This is a genomic window from Pseudomonas sp. IT-P176, assembly GCF_949767245.1.
Taxonomy (GTDB): Bacteria; Pseudomonadota; Gammaproteobacteria; order Pseudomonadales; family Pseudomonadaceae; genus Aquipseudomonas.
Window position 1 is genome coordinate 14,048 of record NZ_CATKPN010000058.1, and the last position, 22,303, is coordinate 36,350.

General features: G+C 61.6%; 20 protein-coding genes. 7 read left to right on the forward strand and 13 right to left on the reverse strand.

What is annotated here, in order from left to right:
- The first annotated feature begins 119 nt into the window (after positions 1-119).
- The 6 genes from ACM6IP_RS17920 to ACM6IP_RS17945 are packed head-to-tail and all read left to right on the forward strand — an operon-like array spanning position 120 to position 5,860.
- Complete coding sequence (locus ACM6IP_RS17920) at positions 120-743, forward strand: CDP-alcohol phosphatidyltransferase family protein (RefSeq protein ID WP_414861986.1); 624 nt, start codon at positions 120-122, stop codon at positions 741-743.
- A gap of 10 nt (positions 744-753) precedes the next feature.
- On the forward strand, positions 754-2,511 hold the full coding sequence (locus tag ACM6IP_RS17925) for a bifunctional alpha/beta hydrolase/class I SAM-dependent methyltransferase (RefSeq protein WP_414861987.1): 1,758 nt from the start codon (positions 754-756) through the stop codon (positions 2,509-2,511).
- Entirely contained in the window at positions 2,508-3,851 is a 1,344-nt protein-coding gene (locus ACM6IP_RS17930) for a phosphatase PAP2/dual specificity phosphatase family protein (protein ID WP_414861988.1), read from the forward strand. The genes ACM6IP_RS17925 and ACM6IP_RS17930 overlap by 4 nt, the downstream gene beginning before the upstream one ends.
- Positions 3,841-4,296: a hypothetical protein gene (locus ACM6IP_RS17935; protein ID WP_095171341.1), complete on the forward strand. Its 456-nt coding sequence runs from the start codon at positions 3,841-3,843 to the stop codon at positions 4,294-4,296. Before ACM6IP_RS17930 ends, ACM6IP_RS17935 begins: the two co-directional genes overlap by 11 nt.
- A 9-nt stretch (positions 4,297-4,305) precedes the next feature.
- Positions 4,306-4,926 (forward strand): lysophospholipid acyltransferase family protein, encoded by a 621-nt coding sequence (locus tag ACM6IP_RS17940; protein WP_414861989.1) that lies wholly within the window; start codon positions 4,306-4,308, stop codon positions 4,924-4,926.
- 1 nt (position 4,927) lies between these two features.
- Positions 4,928-5,860, forward strand: coding sequence for a phosphatidate cytidylyltransferase (locus tag ACM6IP_RS17945; RefSeq protein ID WP_159996893.1), 933 nt, complete (start codon positions 4,928-4,930; stop codon positions 5,858-5,860).
- Between the two features lie 67 nt (positions 5,861-5,927).
- On the opposite strand, the gene ACM6IP_RS17950 is transcribed toward ACM6IP_RS17945, so the two are convergent.
- The 8 genes from ACM6IP_RS17950 to ACM6IP_RS17985 all read right to left on the reverse strand — a co-directional run bounded on the left by ACM6IP_RS17950 (position 5,928) and on the right by ACM6IP_RS17985 (position 13,658).
- A complete protein-coding gene (locus ACM6IP_RS17950) occupies positions 5,928-6,374 on the reverse strand; it encodes an Hsp20 family protein (protein WP_095171347.1) in 447 nt (148 codons plus the stop codon).
- A gap of 120 nt (positions 6,375-6,494) precedes the next feature.
- The gene (locus ACM6IP_RS17955; RefSeq protein WP_414861990.1) at positions 6,495-7,454 is read right to left on the reverse strand and encodes a tRNA dihydrouridine synthase; all 960 of its coding nucleotides are present in this window, start codon (positions 7,452-7,454) and stop codon (positions 6,495-6,497) included.
- Positions 7,455-7,704: 250 nt separating this feature from the next.
- The gene (locus tag ACM6IP_RS17960) at positions 7,705-9,447 is read right to left on the reverse strand and encodes an extracellular solute-binding protein (RefSeq protein WP_095171352.1); all 1,743 of its coding nucleotides are present in this window, start codon (positions 9,445-9,447) and stop codon (positions 7,705-7,707) included.
- Positions 9,448-9,493: 46 nt separating this feature from the next.
- On the reverse strand, positions 9,494-9,766 hold the full coding sequence (locus ACM6IP_RS17965; protein WP_095171353.1) for a DUF2160 domain-containing protein: 273 nt from the start codon (positions 9,764-9,766) through the stop codon (positions 9,494-9,496).
- Positions 9,767-9,776: 10 nt separating this feature from the next.
- Entirely contained in the window at positions 9,777-10,577 is an 801-nt protein-coding gene (locus ACM6IP_RS17970; protein WP_095171355.1) for a carbohydrate ABC transporter permease, read from the reverse strand.
- A gap of 8 nt (positions 10,578-10,585) precedes the next feature.
- Positions 10,586-11,452: a carbohydrate ABC transporter permease gene (locus tag ACM6IP_RS17975; protein WP_095171356.1), complete on the reverse strand. Its 867-nt coding sequence runs from the start codon at positions 11,450-11,452 to the stop codon at positions 10,586-10,588.
- Positions 11,449-12,564 (reverse strand): ABC transporter ATP-binding protein, encoded by a 1,116-nt coding sequence (locus ACM6IP_RS17980; protein ID WP_095171359.1) that lies wholly within the window; start codon positions 12,562-12,564, stop codon positions 11,449-11,451. The genes ACM6IP_RS17975 and ACM6IP_RS17980 overlap by 4 nt, the downstream gene beginning before the upstream one ends.
- Positions 12,564-13,658, reverse strand: a complete 1,095-nt coding sequence (locus ACM6IP_RS17985) for an ABC transporter ATP-binding protein (RefSeq protein ID WP_095171361.1) — start codon at positions 13,656-13,658, stop codon at positions 12,564-12,566. Before ACM6IP_RS17985 ends, ACM6IP_RS17980 begins: the two co-directional genes overlap by 1 nt.
- 266 nt (positions 13,659-13,924) lie before the next feature.
- Here ACM6IP_RS17985 and ACM6IP_RS17990 point away from each other — a divergent pair, with 266 nt between their 5' ends.
- On the forward strand, positions 13,925-15,760 hold the full coding sequence (locus tag ACM6IP_RS17990) for a sigma-54-dependent Fis family transcriptional regulator (RefSeq protein WP_414861991.1): 1,836 nt from the start codon (positions 13,925-13,927) through the stop codon (positions 15,758-15,760).
- Between the two features lie 133 nt (positions 15,761-15,893).
- On the opposite strand, the gene gltS is transcribed toward ACM6IP_RS17990, so the two are convergent.
- From gltS to ACM6IP_RS18015, 5 genes are all read right to left on the reverse strand, one after another.
- A complete protein-coding gene (gltS, locus tag ACM6IP_RS17995) occupies positions 15,894-17,102 on the reverse strand; it encodes a sodium/glutamate symporter (protein ID WP_095171363.1) in 1,209 nt (402 codons plus the stop codon).
- 58 nt (positions 17,103-17,160) lie between these two features.
- Positions 17,161-18,099 carry a formimidoylglutamase gene (hutG, locus tag ACM6IP_RS18000; RefSeq protein ID WP_414861992.1) on the reverse strand — a complete coding sequence of 313 codons (939 nt, stop codon included), beginning with the start codon at positions 18,097-18,099 and terminating at the stop codon, positions 17,161-17,163.
- Positions 18,100-18,119: 20 nt separating this feature from the next.
- Positions 18,120-18,845, reverse strand: a complete 726-nt coding sequence (locus ACM6IP_RS18005; RefSeq protein WP_414861993.1) for an IclR family transcriptional regulator — start codon at positions 18,843-18,845, stop codon at positions 18,120-18,122.
- Between the two features lie 201 nt (positions 18,846-19,046).
- Positions 19,047-20,429, reverse strand: a complete 1,383-nt coding sequence (cysS, locus tag ACM6IP_RS18010) for a cysteine--tRNA ligase (RefSeq protein WP_159996908.1) — start codon at positions 20,427-20,429, stop codon at positions 19,047-19,049.
- 18 nt (positions 20,430-20,447) lie between these two features.
- Positions 20,448-22,148, reverse strand: coding sequence for a glutamine--tRNA ligase/YqeY domain fusion protein (locus tag ACM6IP_RS18015; protein ID WP_095171370.1), 1,701 nt, complete (start codon positions 22,146-22,148; stop codon positions 20,448-20,450).
- Positions 22,149-22,303: the final 155 nt, after the last annotated feature.

Genomic DNA, 22,303 nt, shown 5'->3' on the forward strand with positions numbered 1-22,303 from the left:
CAGGTCGCACTCGCCGGTTAGCTTGTCCCGCGCGGCTAGAAGCCAGAAGCCATCTACACTCACACCTCATATTTCCCGGCATTGCCTTGCCGCACGCTCCCTCGCCGAGACTCCTTGCCGTGCCCAGCATCTATCAGCTCAAACCTGCGTTTCAGAACTGCTTGCGACCGCTGGTCCGGCGCTTGTTCGCCAACGGCACCACGGCCAATCAGATCACCTTGCTGGCAGGCCTCGGTTCGGTGTTGGTGGGGGGCGCGATCAGCGCGTTTGCCCAGCACGCCTGGATGTTCGCCCTGATTCCCCTGTGGATGCTGCTGCGCATGGCCCTCAACGCCATCGACGGCATGCTCGCCCGCGAGTTCAACCAGCAATCACCGCTGGGGGCCTATCTCAATGAGCTGTGCGACGTGGTCGCCGACTGTGCACTGATCCTGCCCTTCGCCCTGATCGCCGACGTCAGCCTGCTGCTGGTAATGCTGGTCACCCTGCTTGCGGTGTTCAGCGAATACAGCGGCGTATTGGGCCCGATGATCGGTGCTTCGCGGCGTTATGACGGGCCGATGGGCAAGAGCGACCGGGCGTTGGTGCTGGGGCTCCTGGCCATGGCTATCGCCCTGGGTTGGGCCAGCGCCCCGTGGATCAACGGGGTGTTCGCGCTGATCGCGGTCCTGCTGGCCTACACCCTGTTTAACCGGGTCCGCCAGGGTCTCAAGGAAGTCCAGGAAAACGCCCCCTCAGTCTAAGGAAGCTGTCATGCGCCAAGCCCAGCACCAGACATTCACCACCCACGACGGTGTGCAACTGTTCTATCGCTACTGGCCAGGCACCCCGGCCCCCGGCGAACCGCGCAAAGCCGTGCTGCTGTTCCACCGGGGCCATGAACATTCCGCGCGCATCGCCCATCTGGCAGACGAACTGGACCTGCCTGAAGTGGATTTTTTTGCCTGGGACTCACGCGGCCATGGGCTGTCCCCGGGCGAACGCGGCGACAGCCCGAGCTTCGCCACCAGCGTGCGTGACGTGCAGACGTTCTGCGATCACCTGCAGGCGACCTACCAGATCGCCGAGTCGGACATGGCCGTGATTGCCCAGAGCGTTGGCGCGGTGATAGTCGCCACTTGGGTCCACGACTACGCCCCACGCATCCGCGCACTGGTGCTGGCGTCGCCGGCGTTCAAAGTAAAGCTCTACGTACCCTTCGCCCGCCAGGGGCTGGCCCTGATGCGGCGGTTTCGCGGTAACTTCTTCGTCAACAGCTACGTCAAGGCACGCTTTCTCAGCCATGACCCAGAACGGGTGGCCTCCTACGACAGCGACCCGCTGATCACCAAAGCCATTTCAGTGAATGTACTGCTCGGCCTGTATGACGCCGCCGAGCGCGTGGTGGCCGATGCCCAGGCGATTCAGGTGCCCACCCAGCTCCTGATCTCTGGTGCCGACTTCGTGGTACATCGCCATCCACAGGAGCAGTTCTTCGAGCGCCTGGGCAGTCTGCACAAGGAAAAACACATCCTGCCGGGCTTCTTCCACGACACCCTCGGCGAGCAGCGTCGCGCTATCGCCGTCGCCAGTGCCCGGCGCTTCATAGTGCAGAACTTCCAGCAACCGCTCGCACGCCCTTCGCTGCTGACTGCCGACCGCCTGGGCCTGACGTGCGCCGAATCGGAAGCCCTGGCCGCGCCCTTGCCGCACAACTCCCTGCGCGACCGCTACTGGCGCATGACCCGCGCCAGCATGCGTTTGGGCAGTCGACTGTCGAGCGGGGTCAAGCTGGGTTTCGACACCGGTTTCGACTCCGGCAGCACCCTGGACTACGTCTACCGCAACACCCCCACTGGCACCTCTGCGATCGGGCGGATGATCGACCGCAATTACCTGGAGTCGATCGGCTGGCGCGGCATTCGCCAGCGCAAACTGCATGTCGAGGAACTGCTGCGCCAGGCGATCGCCCAACTGCGCGAGCAAGGCAGCGCGGTGCGGATCGTCGACATCGCCGCCGGTCACGGACGCTACATTCTCGAAGCCTTGCAGGGGGTTACCCCGCTGCCCGAATCAATACTGTTGCGTGACTACAGCGACATCAACGTGCGCGACGGCAGTGCGTTGATCCGCGAGAAGGGCCTGGAAAACATCGCCCGTTTCATCAAGGCCGATGCCTTCGACCGCGCCGACCTGGCGGCCCTCGACCCGCAACCGACCCTCGCCGTGGTGTCCGGCCTGTATGAACTGTTCGCCGACAACCAGATGGTCGGCGGCTCCCTTGCGGGCCTGGCGGACGCGGTGCCCGTCGGCGGATACCTGGTCTACACCGGCCAACCCTGGCACCCGCAACTGGAACTGATTGCCCGCGCCCTGACCAGCCACCGCGAAGGCCAGGCCTGGGTCATGCGCCGCCGCAGCCAGGCAGAAATGGACCAGTTGGTGGAAGCCGCAGGTTTTCGCAAAATCACCCAGCGGGTCGATGAGTGGGGCATCTTCAGCGTCGCCCTGGCCCAGCGCGTGCAGGCATGAGCAACGCCATCACCGGGCAGCGTGAACCCGGCTTGTTGAAGCCCGCGGTGCTCTGGCTGCTGGTGTTGGCACCGTTGTTTTTTGCCACCTACGGCTTTGCCACCTGGGCTACTACCCAGCGCGGCGAAGTAGGCAGCCTGGTATTTGGTTGGGAAAACCACATGCCGTTCTGGGCGTGGACCATCGTGCCCTATTGGTCGATCGACCTACTGTATGGCCTGTCGTTGCTGCTACCCGACACTCGCCAGGAGCTCAAGCGCCATGCGTTGCGCCTGCTGACCGCGCAATTGATCGCGGTCAGTTGTTTTCTGCTGTGGCCATTACGCTTCACCTTCGAACGGCCCGAACTCGATGGGGTTTTCGGCTGGCTGTTCGAGGTCCTGGCCGGCTTCGACAAACCGTTCAATCAGGCTCCCTCCCTGCACATTGCCCTGCTGGTGGTGTTATGGACCTGCTACCAGCGACATCTATCGGGCCTCTGGCGCGGGTTGATGCATGTCTGGTTTGGCCTGATCGGGGTGTCGGTGCTGACCACCTACCAGCATCACTTCATCGATTTGCCCACGGGCGCCTTGCTCGGCTGGCTGTGTGTCTGGCTGTGGCCGCTGGATCGCCCGAGTCCGCTGTGCAGTGCCCGGCTGGCCCGCGACAGCCAACGCTGGAAACTCAGCCTGTGCTACCTGGCAGGTGCCGGGATCTTGGGTCTCTTGGCCTGGCGCATCGGTGGCGGCGGGTTGTGGTTGCTCTGGCCGGCGCTGGCCTTGCTGTTGGTCGCGCTGAATTACGCGGTGCTGGACGCCAATGGTTTTCAAAAGCGCGCCGAAGGGCGCCTGAGCTGGGCCGCACGCTGGTTGTTGGCGCCCTACCTGGCCGCGGCCTGGCTCAACTCACGCGGGTGGACGCGCCACCATCCGCAGCCCGACCTTGTGCTCGATGGCGTGTGGCTGGGGCGGATGCCGACCCGCCGGGAACTGCAGGACAGCCCGTTCAAGGCGGTGCTCGACCTGTGTGCCGAGTTGTCGCTGGACCCGGCAAACCTGGCCTACCGCTCGCTGCCCGTGCTCGACCTGACCGCCCCCACCACCGCGCAATGCCTGGAAGCCGCGCAGGCCATCGAAGACCTGCGCCAGCACGGTCCGCTGCTGGTCTGTTGCGCCCTCGGTTATTCACGCAGTGCCACTGCGGTGGCCGCCTGGCTGTTGCGCAGCGGCAGGGCTGCCAACCTCGATCAAGCGCTCCTGCAACTGCAACGAGCCCGCCCGGGCATCGTCCTGCGCCAGGCCCACCGAGTCGCCCTGACACCCTTGTGCTTGAGCACGGAGCCTGCCCATGACCACTGACATGGAACTGCATACGACCGCCAGCCTGCTGCGCCGCGGGGCCTCCCTGGATCAACTGTCCACCGGCCTCGCGCTGGTCGGCGCCTTGCTGGGCTTGAGCCAGTATCTGTTGGCCAGCCCCGGTGTCTGGGCGGTGCTGTGCAGTGCCGCCCTGCTGGTACTGGGCGTGCTGCAAAAATACTGGGCCGTGCGGGTCGCGCTCGACGCGGAACTGTTCCAGCGCATAGCCGACGGCAATCAACCCCTGCCCCTGCGTACCGAGGCCCTGGATCACGCCCTCGCCGCCCTCGGCCTGCAACCTGCCGCGCGGGGTGGTCGCCTGTGGAGCGAACGTACCGGCGGCGCCCTCAACCTGCTTCGGCGCCAGGCCCTGCTGGTGGCGGTGCAGGTGCTGCTGACACTGGGCTTCATCCTGGCCGGCCCCTGGCTGGCCTTCGCTGAATAAGGAACTTTCATGCTCGAACCCTTGGTCGCCACCCTCATCACCTCCGCGGCACGCACCATTACCGGCGCCCGTAGCCTGTGGCTCGGTTGCGCGCCGCAAGCGGTGCAGCGCATCTACTTCGCCAACCACAGCAGCCATGGCGACTTCGTGCTGCTCTGGGCCTCGCTGCCCCCGGCCCTGCGCAAAATGACCCGGCCGGTGGCGGGCGCCGATTACTGGCAAACCACCCCGCTGCGCCGCTACATCATCAATCGTGTGTTCAATGGCGTGCTGGTCGAGCGTGAGCGCAAGGAACCGACTGACAACCCCTTGCTGCCGATGCTCGAGGCCTTGGCCAACGGCGACTCACTGATCATCTTCCCCGAGGGCACACGTAACCTCGCGGACGGCCTGCTGCCGTTCAAAAGCGGGATCTATCACTTGGCCAAAGCACACCCCGAGGTCGAGCTGGTGCCGGTGTGGATCGCCAACCTCAACCGCGTCATGCCCAAGGGCCGGTTCCTGCCGCTGCCCTTGCTATGCACCACCCGTTTTGGCGCGGCGCTGACCCTCGATATTGATGAAAGCAAAGAACAGTTTCTCCAGCGCAGCCGTGCAGCGCTGCTGGACCTGGCTGAGGAGCCGGCCTGACATGGACAGACAAACCCTGATGCTGTTTGGCGGGATTGGTGCTTTCCTGCTGCTCGCCTCGCTGATCGGCTGGATCCTCAAGCTGCGCAAGCGCGGTACACCGGACCCGGTGATCGATAATCTCAACGCGCGGATCAACGCCTGGTGGGTGATGGTGGCGGTGATCGGCATCGCTTTCTGGCTCGGCACCAGCGCGGTCATCCTGCTGTTCTACGCCGTATCCTTCTACGCCCTGCGCGAGTTCATGACCCTCACCCCGACCCGGCGCAGCGACTACCCGGCCCTGGTGGCGGCCTTCTACCTGGCGCTGCCGCTGCAGTACCTGCTGATTTATTTCGACTGGTACGGGCTGTTCTCGATCTTCATTCCGGTCTACGTATTCCTGTTGCTGCCGATCCTCGCGTCATTGGGCGGGGACAGCACGCACTTTCTCGAGCGCGCCTCCAAGGTCCAATGGGGGCTGATGATTGCGGTGTTCTGCGTGTCCCACGTACCCGCCCTGCTGACCCTGGACATTGCTGGTTACGAGGGCCGCAACCTGCTGCTGATCGCCTACCTGGTGATCGTGGTGCAGATGTCGGACGTGTTGCAGTACGTCTGCGGCAAACTGTTTGGCAAACACAAGATCGCGCCCAACCTGTCGCCGTCCAAGACCGTCGAAGGTTTTATCGGCGGTATCCTCCTGGCTTCCGTGATCGGGGCCGCGTTGTGCTGGATTACCCCGTTCAATGCCTGGCAGTCGTTCCTGATCGCCCTGCTGATCAACCTGCTGGGGTTTGCCGGTGGCATCGTGATGTCGGCGATCAAGCGCGACCGTGGCGTCAAGGACTGGGGGCACATGATCGAAGGCCACGGCGGCATGCTCGACCGTCTGGACTCGGTGTGTTTCGCCGCGCCGATCTTCTTTCACCTGGTGCGGTATGGATGGACGTGAGTCCGGCGGCTCCTACAGACAGCCGATAAAAAAGGGCGCCATCGGCGCCCTTCTTCATTGCGGTGACTCAGTGCTGCAGTGCTGGTTTTTGCTCGCCGTTGATCGGGATGCGTTTGGCTTTCGCCTCTTCCGGCACGATGCGCAGCAGGTCGATACTCAACAGGCCATTGCGCAGGTCCGCGGCCTTGATTTCGATGTGATCGGCCAGGCGGAACGACAGTTTGAAAGCGCGCTGGGCGATGCCCTGGTGCAGGAAGGTCACGCTATCGTTGCTGTCGCGTTTGCCGCCACTGATGGTCAACACGCCTTTTTCGACTTGCAGCTCCAGGTCTTCTTCCTGGAAGCCGGCTGCCGCCACGACGATGCGGTATTGGTCGTCACCGTGTTTTTCAACATTGTAGGGTGGGTAGCTGCTGCCGGGCTCATTGCGCAGCGCAGACTCGAACAGATCGTTGAAACGATCGAAACCTACCGAAGAACGGAACAGTGGAGCCAGGGAAAATGCGGTACTCATGGTTCAAATCTCCTGAAAACAATCAGCAAGGTTTTTTGTCTCCGCGACCCGAATTCGGCATCGCGTAACCCTTAGATAGGGACCGCTGATTGCATTTCAAGAGGTTTTCTGCAGTTTTTTTCAGGCCGCCTCCGCGACCTGCAAACCCAGCAAACGCGAGACCTGGTCCAGTTCCGTCTCCCGGCGCATGAGGGTAAACAGCTCCACCGCCTCGGGATAATTGCGGGTCAACATCGCCAGCCATTGCTTCAAGCGACCCGGCGATTGGCGCGCGGTCATCTGCGCCTTGGCCTGCAGCCAGAATTCCTGGATCAACGGCAACAGCTCGGCCCAGGTCATCTCCACCACCTCTTCACCCGCCCGCGCGGCAGCGATCTGTCGCGCCAGGTCCGGGCGCGACACCAGGCCGCGACCCAGCATGATGTCTTCCACTGCGCTGATCTCGCGGCAGCGGCGCCAGTCGTCGACGCTCCAGATATCGCCATTGGCGAACACCGGCACCTTGACCACCTCCTGCACCCGCGGGATCCACTCCCAATGCGCCGGCGGCTTGTAGCCATCCATCTTGGTCCGCGCGTGCACCACGATATGCTCGGCGCCGCCTTCGGCCAGTGCGGTGGCACACACCAGCGAACCGTCCGGGCTATCGAAGCCCAGGCGCATCTTGGCGGTCACCGGAATGTGCGCCGGAACCGCACGCCGCACATGCTCGACGATCTGGTTGAGCAGCTCGGGCTCCTTGAGCAATACCGCACCGCCACGGGACTTGTTGACGGTCTTGGCCGGGCAACCGAAGTTCAGGTCGATCACCTGCGAGCCCAGCTCACAGGCCAGCGCCGCGTTTTCCGCCAGGCACACCGGATCGGAACCGAGCAATTGCACACGCAGCGGCACGCCGGCAGCGGTCTTGGCACCGGTGAGCAATTCAGGACCGAACTTGTGGAAATAGGCAGGCGTGAGCAGTTGATCGTTGATCCGGATGAACTCGGTCACGCACCAATCGATACCGCCAACCCGGGTCAGCACGTCCCGCAGGATGTTGTCGACCAACCCCTCCATGGGCGCCAAGGCAATTTGCATGGAAAACACTCAACAAAAATCGTGCGGCAGTTTAGCCGGTTTCGCCGATCAGGGCATGCCGTACCGGTGGACGGTTTCGCGGGGAGCGAAAGCAGCGGATCGAATGCAAAAAAGCACCCAAGGGTGTAACACCGATCAGCTAGGGGCAGACGGCCACTTGTGGGAGCAAGCTCCCACAAGGTGTGGGTCTATCTCATCTGACTGGCATTGCCCCAAGGGCGCCATCATTACTGTTTCGCCATTCCCACGCTTACTTACGCGCCGCCTCCCACGACTTCAGCAGTTCGGCATAACTCACGGTCTCGCCCTTGGGTTTCTCGTTGGCCAGTTTCGGTTTTGGTGCGCCCGGCTGGTCGAACCAGTATTGCGCGTCGCGTTCCGGGTTCATTTTCGGGCCGCAAACCGGTTGGACCTTGGAGCGTTCGAGGCGGGCCATGATGGCGTCCTGGTCCTTGGCCAGGCCGTCGAGGGCCTGTTGCGGGGTTTTCTCGCCACTGGCGGCTTCGGCAATGTGGCTCCACCACAGCTGGGCCAGGCGCGGGTAGTCCGGCACGTTGGTCCCGGTCGGGGTCCATTGCACGCGGGCCGGGCTGCGGTAGAACTCCACCAGGCCACCGAGCTTGGGTGCCAGGTCGGTCATGGCCTGGGAGTTGATGTCCGACTCACGAATCGGCGTCAGGCCGACGATGGTCTTTTTCAGCGACACGGTTTTTGAAGTGACGAACTGGGCATAGAGCCAGGCCGCCAGTTTCTGTTTCTCCGGCGTCGACTTCATGAACGTCCAGGACCCCACGTCCTGATAGCCCAGCTTCATGCCCTCCTCCCAATACGGTCCGCGCGGCGATGGCGCCATCCGCCATTTCGGCGTGCCGTCGGCGTTCATCACCGCCAACCCTGGCTTGGTCATGTCAGCCGTAAAGGCGGTGTACCAGAAGATCTGCTGGGCGATATTGCCCTGGGAGGGCACCGGCCCGGATTCGGAGAAGGTCATGCCGGCCGCTTCCGGTGGCGCGTAGGCCTTCATCCAGTCGACATATTTCTGTGTAGCGAACACCGCCGCCGGGCCGTTGGTATCGCCACCACGGGTCACGCTGGAGCCGACCGGGTGGCAATCCTCGACGCGAATGCCCCACTCATCCACCGGCAAGCCATTGGGCAGGCCCTTGTCGCCCCCACCGGCCATGGAGAACCAGGCATCGGTGAACCGCCAGCCCAGGGACGGGTCTTTCTTGCCGTAGTCCATGTGCCCATACACCCGCTTGCCGTCGATTTCCTTGACGTCTTCGGTGAAGAACTTGGCGATGTCCTCATAGGCCGACCAGTTCACCGGCACGCCCAGCTCATAGCCGTACTTTTCCTTGAACTTGGCCTTCAGGTCCGCCCGCTCGAACCAGTCGGCGCGAAACCAGTAGAGGTTGGCGAACTGCTGGTCGGGCAGTTGGTAGATCTTGCCGTCTGGCGCGGTGGTGAAGGAAAGACCGATGAAATCCTTGAGATCGAGGGTCGGCGAGGTGTAGTCCTTGCCTTCATTGGCCATCAGGTCGGTGATCGATTCGGTTTTGCCATAGCGAAAGTGCGTACCGATCAGGTCCGAGTCGTTGACCCAACCGTCATAGATGTTTTTGTCCGACTGCATCTGGGTCTGCAGTTTTTCCACCACGTCGCCTTCTTGCAACAGGTCGTGGGTCAGCTTGATCCCGGTGATTTCGTTGAAGGCCTTGGCCAGCACCTTGGACTCGTATTCGTGGGTGGCGATGGTTTCCGAGACCACGTTGATCTTCATTCCACGAAACGGCTCGGCGGCCTTGATGAACCACTTCAGCTCTTCCAGCTGTTGCTCGGCCGTGAGAGTCGAGGGTTTGAATTCGCTGCCAATCCATTTTTTCGCGGCGTCTTCATAGGCATCGGCCCAGGCTGCAACGCTCAACCCGCTGAGTGCCAGCATGGCTGCCACTGAAATGCTATGTCGCAGCTTATTGTTTTTCTCGAACATAGAGACCTCCTGTATTAGGTTTCGGAGCACGATTGCCGGGTGTCGGCTAGCCCCAACGCATCACGACCAACAGCCACACCAGGGACAGGCCGGTGGCCACCCAGATGCTCCAGCCGGTAGCGCCAATCACCAGCAAATGCAGGTAGGCGCTGCCGAGAAGACCGATAAACAGCCGATCACCACGGGTGGTGCTGATCGGTAAAAAGCCGCGCCGGGCGATGCTCGGCGAACGCAGTTCCCAAGTGGTCATGCCCACCAGCAGCAAGGCGATGGCGCCGAAGAACAGCGCGGTCGGCTGGGTCCAGTTCATCCACTCCATCATCAGCTCCTCACACTCGTCCCAGGGCAAAGCCCTTGGCCACATGGTTGCGTACGAACCAGATCACCAGCATGCCCGGCAGGATCGTCAGCACCCCGGCCGCCGCCAACACCCCCCAATCGATCCCCGAGGCCGACACGGTGCGGGTCATCACTGCGGCTATCGGCTTGGCATTGACCGAGGTCAGGGTGCGCGCCAGCAGCAGCTCGACCCAGGAAAACATGAAGCAGAAGAACGCCGTCACACCGATGCCCGAGCCGATCAGCGGGATGAAAATCTTGACGAAGAACTTGGGAAAACTGTAGCCGTCGATGTAGGCGGTTTCGTCGATTTCCTTCGGCACTCCGGACATGAACCCTTCGAGGATCCACACCGCCAGCGGCACGTTGAACAGGCAGTGGGCCAGGGCCACCGCGATGTGGGTGTCGAACAGGCCGATCGACGAATACAGCTGGAAGAACGGCAACAGGAAGACCGCTGGCGGCGCCATGCGGTTGGTCAGCAGCCAGAAGAACAAGTGCTTGTCGCCGAGGAACCGATAACGGGAGAACGCGTAGGCCGCTGGCAGCGCCACGCTCAGGGAAATCACCGTGTTCAGGCTCACGTAGTACAACGAGTTGAGGTAGCCGGTGTACCAGCTCGGGTCGGTGAAGATCACTTTGTAGTTGGCCAGGGTGAAGTCCTGGGGAAACAGGGTCAGGCCACCGAGGATTTCCGTGTTGCTCTTGAACGACATGTTCAGCAACCAGTAGATCGGCACCAGCAGGAACAGGATGTAGAGCAACAGAGGCAGCAGCTTGGTCTTGCTCATGTCGGGCCTCAGCGGTTGGCGTCGGAGTGGGTCATGGCGGTGTAGAACAGCCAGGACACCAGCAGGATGATCAGGAAGTACACCAGCGAGAAGGCCGCCGCCGGCCCCAGGTCGAACTGGCCGATCGCCATCTGGGTCAGGGTCTGGCTGAGGAAGGTGGTGGCGTTGCCAGGCCCACCACCGGTGAGCACGAACGGCTCGGTGTAGATCATGAAGCTGTCCATGAAACGCAGCATCACCGCGATCAGCAGCACACTCTTGAGCTTGGGCAACTGGATGTGGCGAAACACCGCCCAACTCGATGCCCGGTCGATCCGGGCGGCCTGGTAGTAGACATCCGGGATCGCCCGCAGACCGGAGAAACACAACAGGGCCACCAGCGAGGTCCAGTGCCAGACATCCATCACCAACACCGTGACCCAGGCATCCATGGTGTTGGCCGCGTAGTTGTAGCTGATGCCCATGGCGTTGAGGGTCGAGCCCAGCAGGCCGATGTCGGCGCGGCCGAAAATCTGCCAGATGGTGCCGACCACGTTCCATGGAATCAGCAGCGGGATTGCCAGGATGATCAGCACCAGCGACGACCAGCGGCCCTTGGTCGGCATGGTCAGGGCGATGCCGATGCCCAGCGGGATCTCGATCAGCAGCACGCAGGTGGAATAGATGAACTGGCGCAGCAGCGAGTCGTGCAGCCGTGGGTCCAGCAGCACCTGTTTGTACCAGTCGGCTCCGACGAAGTAGCGGCTGGACTGGTCGAAGATGTCCTGCACCGAATAGTTGACCACGGTCATCATCGGGATCACCGCACTGAACGCCACCAGCAGGAACACCGGCAGCACCAGCCACCACGCCTTGTTGTTCTGCACCTTGTTCATGGCTGCCCCTCGTTGCTGGCGTGCATGGGCAGCAGATATTCATCGGCGTAGACCATCAGCCACTGCGCCGGAAAGCTGATATAGGCGGTGCCCTGGGGCACCGGCTTGTCTTCGGCCAGGCGCACTTTGAGCGGCACGCCGCCCAGGTTCAGGGTCATGATCTTGTAGGTGCCCAGGTCCTCGACATGCACCACCGTCGCTTGCATTGCCTCATCGAAGGGCTCGTCCCAGACATGCACGAACTCCGGGCGGATGCCAACCTTCAGCGATTTGCCGGCGGCCTCGGCGATGCGCTGCTGCAGGCCTTCGGACAACGGCAAGTCGATGTCAGCGAAACCCACGCCCCCGGGACGTGGGCTGACCTCGATCAGGTTCATCCCCGGGCTGCCGATGAAATAACCGACGAAGGTATGGCTCGGTCGCTCGAACAGCTCGCGCGGGGTACCGAACTGGACGATCTGCCCGCCGTACATCACCGCGATCTTGTCGGCGAAAGTCGAGGCCTCGAGTTGATCGTGAGTGACGTAGACCATGGTGATGTTGAATTGCTCGTGGATCTGCTTGAGCTTGCGCCGCAGCTTCCACTTAAGGTGCGGATCGATCACCGTCAACGGCTCGTCGAACAGGATCGCCGACACGTCGTCACGCACCAGCCCGCGGCCCATGGAGACTTTCTGTTTTTCGTCGGCGCTGAGGTTGCGCGCCTTTTTCCCCAGCAGCGCCTGCAGGTCGAGGACCTCGGCGATTTCCTGGACCTTGCTGTGTACCCGGGCCTCGGCCATGCCTTGATTGCGCAGGGGAAAAGCCAGGTTATCGAACACCGTCATGGTGTCGTAGACCACCGGAAACTGGAAAACCTGAGCGATGTTGCGCTTCTCCGGGGTCAGTTGGTTGACCACCTTGTTGTCGAACAGCACCTGCCCTTCGGAGGGGCTGAGCAGGCCGGAAATGATGTTGAGCAAGGTCGACTTGCCGCATCCGGAAGGCCCGAGCAAGGCGTAGGCCCCGCCCTGCTCCCAGACATGGTTCATCTCACGGATCGCGTAGTCTTCAGGCCCCGCCGGGGTGCGGGTGTAGCTGTGGGCGAGGTTGTGCAAGTGAATTTCGGCCATCAGGCAACCCTCGCGACACGCCGGCCGGGCGCCTGCAGCAGGCGTCCCTGGCCGTCGAAGACAAACAGTTTGTGGGTCGGGATGTAGATGCGGATCGGCGCATCGACGTCGTACTCGTGCACCCCGGGCAAGTGCAGCACCAGCAGGAAGTGTTCGTTGCGCACATGCAGGAAGGTTTCCGAACCGCTGATTTCCGCCACTTCGACGGTCACCGCCAGTTCCAGGTCGTCGTCGTTGCTCGGCACCAGGGAAATATGGCTGGGGCGCACGCCAAAGCGGAACTCACCTTCACCCACCGGACGCAAGTCGACGTTCAGCGGGAAGTGCACAAAATTGGCGAAGCTGACTTCGTTGCCGGCGATGCGCCCCGGCATCAGGTTGATCGGTGGCTCGGAGAACAGTTCGGCGGCCAGCACGGTCTGCGGCTGATGATAGACCTCGGCGGTCTTGCCGCTCTGGATCACCCGCCCCTCGTGCAGGATGGTGGTGGTGCCGCCCAGGGCCAGCGCCTCGTTGGGTTCGGTGGTAGCGTAGATGGCGATGGTATGGCGCGCCTGGAACAACTCGCGCATTTCCTGGCGCAGCTCTTCGCGCAGCTTGTAGTCGAGGTTGACCAGGGGTTCGTCGAACAGGATCAGTTCAGCATCCTTGACCAGCGCCCGGGCCATGGCGGTGCGCTGCTGCTGGCCGCCCGACAACTCCAGCGGATAACGCTTGAGGAACTTGTCGATGCGCAGCATCTGCGCGGTCTCGTGCACCTTGCTCTGGATCAGCTCGGCCGAGACCCCGGCTTGGCGCAAGGGCGAGGCGATGTTCTCGAACACGGTCATGGTCGGGTAGTTGATGAACTGTTGATAGACCATCGACACGTTGCGCAGACGCACCGGGCGCTGGGTGACATCGACCCCGTTCATCAGGAGACGCCCGCTGTCCGGCTTGTCGAGACCGGCCATCAAGCGCATCAGGCTGGTCTTGCCCGACAGCGTGCGGCCCAGCAGGACGTTGAACGACCCGGGCTCGAAGTGCAGGTTGGCATCATCGATCCAGACTTGGCCCTCGACGGTGCGGCTGACATGCTCCAGCGTTAATGACATGGCTCGGCCTTTTTCTTATTGGAGTCAAGCGACCGAGGTGACAGAGCGACATTCGTGCCAGAAATTCCAAAGGCTTGATCTGCCTGGGCTTTGACGAAAAAGAACAGGATGATGGGTTCGCGCCTGAACAGAAATGAACAACTTCACCTGCGCAATTGAACAGTTGCCGAGTTGACTTTGAACAATTGTGAACAACACTCAATCGATTACGTCATTGCGTTCGTCCATAACAAAAACAATAAATGTTTGCCCAGGGACTGCCTGCCATGCCCGCGCTTGCCTCGCCCTTGCCCCACGACGCCATCATCCAGGACTCCTGGCGCCGCTGCCGCGCCTTCGGCCTGCAACATCAAAGCCCCCCGGCCTTCGACCAGCTCCCCGCCGCCGGCATCGCACGTCTGCTGGAAAGCCAGCACTCCCTGGTGCAGACCACCCACCAGGAAGTGCTGCCCTACTATGAGAACATCCTCAGCAACTCCAACTGCCTGATCATGCTGGCCGACAATCAGGGCCAAGTGCTGACCTCATGGGGTACCCAACGCTTTATCGAGCCGAGCCTGAGCCGTGGCTTCAACGCCGGTGCCAGTTGGCGTGAGCAATCCAGCGGCACCAACGCCATCGGTACCGCCCTGGCCTGCGAACAGGCCGTGCATATCGCCCACGATGAGCACTTTCTCAAGGCCAACCGCTTCATGACCGGCTCCGCCGCACCGATTTTCGATGCCGAGCGGCGGCTGATCGCCGTGCTCGATGTATCCAGCGACAGCTACCTGCCCCCGGACCACACCCTGGGCATGGTCAAGATGATGAGCCAGACCGTGGAAAACCGGCTGATCCTCAATCTGTTCAAGGGTGAACACTTCCAGTTGGTGTTCAACACCGGGCTGAACAACCTCGACAGCCAATGGGCCGGCCTGCTGATTTTTGATGAAAGCGGTCAGGTGCTCTCGGCCAATCGGCGCGCGGACAATCTGCTGGGCATCAGCTTGTCGCGAGTCAGCATCGACAGTCTGTTCCAGGTCTCGTTGCTGGAGTTGCTCAACCAGCCCGACGGTCTGCCCTTTGCCCTGCAGGCGGCCGGGCGCAATCGTTTCCATTGCCTGCTCAAGCGGCCGTTGCAGCGCCCGGTGCAGGCCCGGGTGTTTGCCCAAGCCCCCCTCCCCGCGCCACAGCCCATCAGCCTCGGCACCCTGCACTTTGGCGACAGTCGCGTGGAAAAGGCCGTGCGCCAGGCCGAGCGCCTGTTGGAAAAAGACATTCCCTTGTTGATTCACGGCGAAACCGGGGTGGGCAAGGAAGTCTTCGTCAAGGCCCTGCACCAGGCGAGCTCACGCAGCAAACAGGCGTTTATCGCCGTCAACTGCGCAGCGATCCCCGCCGAACTGGTGGAATCCGAGCTGTTTGGCTATGAAAAAGGTGCCTTCACCGGCGCCAATCAGAAAGGCAGCATCGGCCTGATCCGCAAGGCCGACAAAGGCACCTTGTTTCTCGATGAAATCGGCGACATGCCACTGCCGACCCAGGCCCGGCTGCTACGCGTGCTGCAGGAGCGTTATGTGCAGCCGGTGGGCAGCAGTGAACTGTTCGCGGTGGATATCCGCATCATCTCGGCCACCAACCGTTCATTGCGCGAGCAGGTGCAACTGGGGCGCTTTCGCGAGGACCTGTATTACCGCATCGGCGGCCTGACTCTGGAACTGCCACCGCTGCGCGAGCGCAGCGATAAGCAGGCGCTGTTCAAGTGTCTCTGGGAACAGCACCGCGAGGCGCTCCAGTGGGCCGGCTTGAGCCCGGAGGTACTGGCCCTGTTCGAACGCCATCCATGGCCTGGCAATCTGCGCCAGGTCAGCAGCGTGATCCAGGTGGCCCTGGCCATGGCCGAAGACCAACCGGTGCGGCCGGAGCATTTACCGGACGATTTTTTTGTCGACCTGGAGATGGAGCCGCTTGAGACGCCCGAGACTTTGGCGGTGGACTTGAATGATGCCGAGGATTTGAATCGGCAGTTGCAGGCAGTTGGGGGGAATATTTCGCATTTGGCACGGCGGTTGGGGGTTAGTCGCAATACCCTCTATAAAAGGTTGCGCCAGTGCGAGAGCTGACCGCTGCGCGGTCAATCGCGAGCAGGCTCGCTCCCACAGTGGTTCTGGGGTGCTCGCGGATTTTGCATGCGCCGAAGTCAATTTGTGGAAGCTGGCTTCGGCGCGATTTAGCAATGAAGCAACCAGGTGATTCTCAACTGTATGCGTTGATAAACCAGGTGATCATCGGGATAGCCACAATGTCGATCAGCACGGCACCGCACAGCGGCACGATGATGAAGGCTTTGTACGAGAACACTTTGTAATGGTCACAAATGGCGCCCATGTTGGCCACTGCATTGGGCGTCGCGCCCAGCCCGTGCCCCATGAAGCCTGCGCACAAGACTGCCGCGTCGTAGTTGCGGCCAAACAGGCGGAACAGGACGAACACGCACAGCAGAATCATGATCACCACCTGCACCACCAGAATCACCAGCAGCGGCAAGCCAAGCTTCTCCAGCTCCCAAAACTTCAGACTCATCATTGCCATGGTCAGGAACATGCCCAGGCACACATCGCCGATAGTGCTGACGGCATGGTCGGGCATCTCGATAACCTGAGCACGGTCATTGAGGTTGCGCAGGATGATCGCGACGAACATGGCACCCACATAGCTCGGCAACACGATACCCAGATGCTGTTGCAAGCTGGAGCCCAGCCAGAACCCAAGCACCATGATCACCACAATGCAGGTCAACAAGCGCAACAAGGTGGCAGCATCCAGCGCGGGCTGCGGGGTGTGGACCACTTCTTCGAACGCCTTGAGGCTGCCAACGGCTTCGGCCTTGACTACGAGTTTGTTGCGCTCGATCAACCAGCGCGCCAGCGGGCTACCCAACAAGCCGCCTGCCACCATGCCAAAGGTTGCAGCTGCCAGCGCTGCAGTGGTCGCACCGACCGCACCGAGGTTTTCAGCAATCGGCCCGAAAGCTGCCGCCGCACCAAAACCGCCTTCCAGTGACACCGCGCCGGCCATGATCCCCAGCAACGGGTCGATGCCCAGCAGCTTGGCGACACTGACACCCACCACGTTTTGCACCAGCGCCAGGCCCCAGCACGCACCCAGGTAGATAAACAGCAATTTGCCGCCCTTGCGCAGCAAACCCAGGCTACCACCCAAACCGACAGTGGTGAAAAACGCCACCATCAGCGGGGTTTGCAGGCTGGTGTCGAGGGTCAGGTTGAGCAGTTGCTGATCACGTAACAGCCAGATCACCAAGGCAAAACCAAAACCACCAATCACCGGTGCAGGAACACACAGGTGACGCAGCCAGTAGCTACGTTTTTTCAGTTGGGCACCCAGGCCCAGCAGGAGCAAAGCGAGAGCGAGGGTGCTCAGCGCATCCAGTTCGAATGTCAGCATGGCGAATTTCTCTTTTTCTTATGATTCAACAAGCGGTTTCAGGGATTTACGGAAAAACTTAATCGATCAGGCTGGCGAGCAGACGCGCGCCAATGCGGGCGGTTCGATTGTCGATATCCAGGCCGGGGTTGAGTTCGGCGATGTCGGCCATGCGCAATTTGCCGCTGGCCTTGGCATGACGTATCAGGTGCTCGACGATCTGCATGTCCACGCCATGGGCAGACGGCGCACTGACACCGGGCGCCTGGCTGGCGGGCAGGACATCAAGGCAGATGGTCATGTAGAGGTGATCGACGTCTTGCAAGAACTCATCGATCAGCGCTTCGCAGGCGGGTATGTCCCAGCTGTTCATTTGCCGGTCGAGGCGGTAACGCACATTCAGTCGCTGCGCCTGCTCAAACAGCGCCTGGGTGTTGTTCATCTGGCTGACACCCAGGCAGCAATAGGTGAACGGCATCTGCGCACGCTGGCAGTACTCGGCTATCTGGCGAAAAGGGGTACCCGAACTGCTTTGTTCACCATGGCGCAGATCAAAGTGGGCATCAAAGTTGAGAACGCCGATCCGCGCATGCGGGGTGGCCTGGCGCAGGTGATCGGCCAGGCCGCTAAAGCTGGCAAAGGCGATTTCATGGCCGCCACCCAACCCCAACGGCAAATGCCCCTGGTTGAGCATATAGCTGACGTGGTGAGCGTAAATCTGCTGCGCGCCTTCGAGGTTGCTGTCGGTGCAGCTCACATCGCCCGCGTCATACAGCGGCGCACGGCCGTGCCACGCCAGGTTGGTCAGCGCCTTGCGCAGTGCTGACGGGCCAAGACGGGCGCCGGTGCGTCCTTGATTACGTTTGACGCCTTCATCACAGGCCAGTCCAATCAGTGCTGCACCCGCAGACTGACCCTCGCAGAAGGGCTTGACCCATTGATGCCAGCGCAGCGCAGCCTGCCCTTCGCCAGCGTCGATACGACCTGTCCACAGGGGTATGTCAGAAACAGCAGTCATGCTTGAAATTCCAGTCAAATTCAGTCGAGCCGGGCGCTCAGGCGCAGGGCCACGTCCTGGGTCCAGCGGATCAGGCGTTCACTGCGGGTGTGCGCCCGGAAGGCAGGAGCCATGAGGCTGATGGCGCCGTGCAGGCGATTTCGGCTGTCGAGCAACGGCGCGCTGATACCCCAAATGCCGTCGTCGATTTCACTCACACTCACGGCATAACCGGCAGCGCGGATATCGGCAAAACTGCGTTGGTACGTGGCGACGTCCTCGCTTTCGACGCCTTGCGCCAAAAGAGCCGACAGGCTTTGCGCCTCATCCATATAGGCCAACAGCACTCTCGCCGACGCACCGACCAACAGCGGCTGGGCCAGCCCTTTTTGGTAGCAGCAACGCAGCGGTTGCGGGCTGTCGACCAGTTCGATGCAAATCGCCTGGCCATTGCTGGGCACCATTAACGCCACGCTTTCCTGGCTTTGCTCGGCCAGGCGCTTGAGTTCCGGCTTGGCGAGGGTCACCAGCACGGCTTCGCGGTCGAATTTCTTGGCCAGTTGCAAACAAGTTGGCCCCGGCAAATAGCGACCCTGACCGTTCTCTTCGGCAAGCCCCCAGCGCAGCAGGGTCTTGAGATGGCGATAAGTGCTGCTGAGCGGCTGTGCCAGTTGCTCGGACAGTTCTTTGGCGGAGATCGCCTCGCCGGATTGCCCCAGGGTGACGAGGATTTGCAGCAAGCGATCAGTGGGCGTGTTGTAGTTCATATCGGCCTCATGCTCTTGCGGGCATGGTGCACCGAGTTTTCCATTAACTGAAACCAGATTCCCACTGAGTGGGAAAAAACCCGCAAATAACGATCAGTGGTCAGCCCTTAGCCTCACGGATGATCTGCCGAATCGATGGCTTGCGATGCCGGTCAAAACAAAACCCGCACTAGGCGGGTTTGGTTTGTAGCAGCGCAGCAGTCAGTCAGCCAGACGCCAGGTCGTACCACCCTTGCCGTCTTCCAGCACCACGCCCATGGCGGTGAGCTGGTCGCGGATGCGGTCGGATTCGGCCCAGTCTTTAGCGGCACGAGCCGCCAGGCGCGCGGCGATCAAGCCATCGACTGCAGCCGCATCCACCCGTCCTTCGGCGCCAGCCTGCAGGAAGTCATCGGCCTCAAGCTGCAACACACCCAGCACGCTGGCCAGTTCTTTCAAGCGCGCTGCCAGGCCGGCCGCCGCATCGAGATCGCTCTCACGCAGGCGGTTGATCTCGCGCACCATCTCGAACAGCACCGCGCAGGCTTCCGGCGTGCCGAAGTCGTCGTTCATCACCTGGGTGAACCGCTCGACAAAGGCTTCGCCACCGGCCGGCGCCACCTTCGGCAGGCCTTTCAATGCGTGGTAGAAACGCTCCAGGGCGCCCTTGGCGTCCTTGAGGTTGTCTTCCGAGTAGTTGATGGCGCTGCGGTAGTGGCTCGACACCAGCAGGTAACGCACGACTTCCGGGTGGTACTTTTCCAGCACATCGCGGATGGTGAAGAAGTTGTTCAAGGACTTGGACATCTTCTCGCCATTGATCCGAATCATCCCGCAATGCATCCACGCGTTGGCGTAGGTCTTGCCGGTGGCCGCTTCGCTCTGGGCGATTTCGTTCTCGTGGTGCGGGAACTCCAGGTCGCTGCCGCCACCATGAATGTCGAAGGTCTCGCCCAGGCAGCAGGTGGACATCACCGAGCACTCGATGTGCCAGCCCGGACGCCCAGCGCCCCACGGCGACTCCCAACTCGGCTCGCCCGGCTTGACGCCCTTCCACAGCACGAAATCCAGGGGATCGTCCTTGGCTTCGTCGACCTCGATCCGCGCACCGATGCGCAGGTCTTCGATCTTCTTGCGCGACAGCTTACCGTAGCCCATGAACTTGCCGACGCGGTAGTACACGTCGCCATTGCCCGGGGCGTAGGCGTAACCCTTGTCGATCAGGGTCTGGATCATCGCGTGCATGCCCGGAATGTGATCCGTGGCGCGCGGCTCCATGTCCGGCTTCTGGATGTTCAGGCGCGCTTCGTCTTCGTGCATCGCCGCGATCATGCGCTCGGTCAAGGCTTCGAACGACTCACCGTTCTCATTGGCCCGATTGATGATCTTGTCGTCGATGTCGGTGATGTTGCGCACGTAGGTCAGGTCGTACCCGCTGAACCGCAACCAGCGGGTCACCAGGTCGAACGCGACCATGCTGCGGCCGTGGCCGAGGTGGCAGTAGTCGTACACGGTCATGCCGCACACGTACATGCGCACCTTGTTGCCATCGAGCGGCTTGAAGACTTCTTTGCTCTTGGTGAGCGTGTTGTAGATCGTTAGCACGTTAGTTCCTTGACTGAATCACTGACCCCAGGAGTCGCGCAGGGTCACGGTACGGTTGAATACCGGAGCGCCCGGTTTCGAGTCCTTGATATCCGCGCAGAAGTAACCTTCGCGCTCGAACTGGAAACGGTCTTCCGGCTGTGCATCGCCCAGCGAAGGCTCGGCACGACAACCGGTGAGGACTTGCAGTGAGTCAGGGTTGATGTTGTCCAGGAAACTGGCGCTGTCTTCGGCCTTCTCAGGGTTGGCCGAGCGGAACAGGCGATCGTACAGGCGCACTTCGCACTCGATGCTGGCAGCCGCCGGCACCCAATGCACCACACCCTTGACCTTGCGGCCTTCAGGGTTCTTGCCCAGGGTGTCTGGATCGTAGGAGCAGCGCAGCTCGACGATATTGCCGTCGGCATCCTTGATCGCTTCGTCGGCGCGGATCACGTAGCTGCCACGCAGGCGCACTTCGCCGTTCGGTTCCAGGCGCTTGTAGCCTTTTGGCGGCTCTTCCATGAAGTCATCGCGGTCGATGTAGATTTCACGGGCGAACGGCAGCTTGCGCACGCCCAGCTCTTCTTTCTGCGGATGACGCGGCAGTTCGAGGTTTTCGACCTGGTCTTGCGGATAGTTGGTGATCACCACCTTCAACGGACGCAACACGCACATGGCGCGCGGGGCGTTCGCGTCGAGATCCTGACGGATGCTGAATTCCAGCATGCCGAAGTCGACCACGCCATCGGAACGGTTGGTGCCAACCATGTCGCAGAAGTTGCGGATCGACGCCGGGGTGTAGCCGCGACGACGGAAGCCCGACAGCGTCGACATACGCGGGTCATCCCAGCCATGTACGTGCTTTTCATCGACCAGTTGCTTGAGCTTGCGCTTGCTGGTGATGGTGTAGTTCAGGTTCAGGCGGCTGAATTCGTACTGGCGCGGCTTGGCCGGCACCGGCAGCGCGTCCAGGAACCACTCGTACAGCGGACGATGGCTTTCGAACTCCAGGGTGCAGATCGAGTGGGTGATGCCTTCGATGGCATCCGACTGACCGTGGGTGAAGTCATAGTTGGGGTAGATGCACCACTTGTCACCGGTCTGGTGGTGGTGGGCATGACGGATGCGGTACATGATCGGGTCGCGCAGGTTCATGTTCGGCGAGGCCATGTCGATCTTGGCCCGCAGCACCCGTGCACCGTCCTGAAACTCACCGGCTTTCATGCGGGCGAACAGGTCGAGGTTTTCTTCCACGCTGCGCTCACGGAACGGGCTGTTCTTGCCCGGCTCGGTCAGGCTGCCGCGGTATTCCTTGGCCTGCTCAGGGGTCAGGTCGTCGACATAGGCCTTGCCCGCCTTGATCAGCTCGACCGCCCAGTCGTGCAACTGGTCGAAATACTGCGAGGCATAGCGCACTTCACCGGACCACTGGAAACCCAGCCACTTGACGTCGCTTTCGATGGCATCGATGTATTCCTGGTCTTCCTTGGCCGGGTTGGTGTCGTCGAAACGCAGGTGCGTGACGCCACCGAATTCCTGGGCCAGGCCGAAGTTCACACAGATCGACTTGGCGTGACCGATGTGCAGGTAACCATTGGGCTCTGGCGGAAAACGGGTGACGATCTGCGTGTGCTTACCCGAGTCCAGGTCCGCCTGGATGATCGGGCGCAGGAAGTTGACCGGCACGGCTGGGCCGTTCTTGGAATTCGAGGCAGGGTCGACAGTGGGCTTGCTCATAGGATCCTTGGGCGTACAAGTGCGTGGCCTACATGCAGGCCGAACAAAACAAAGCCGCTATCATAGCCGATGCGGTCAAGTGCCTGACAGAGCAGGCCGGAAAACTGCTGCTTTTAATCGAACCCAGATGAAAAAACAGCCTCGAAATTCGCGCC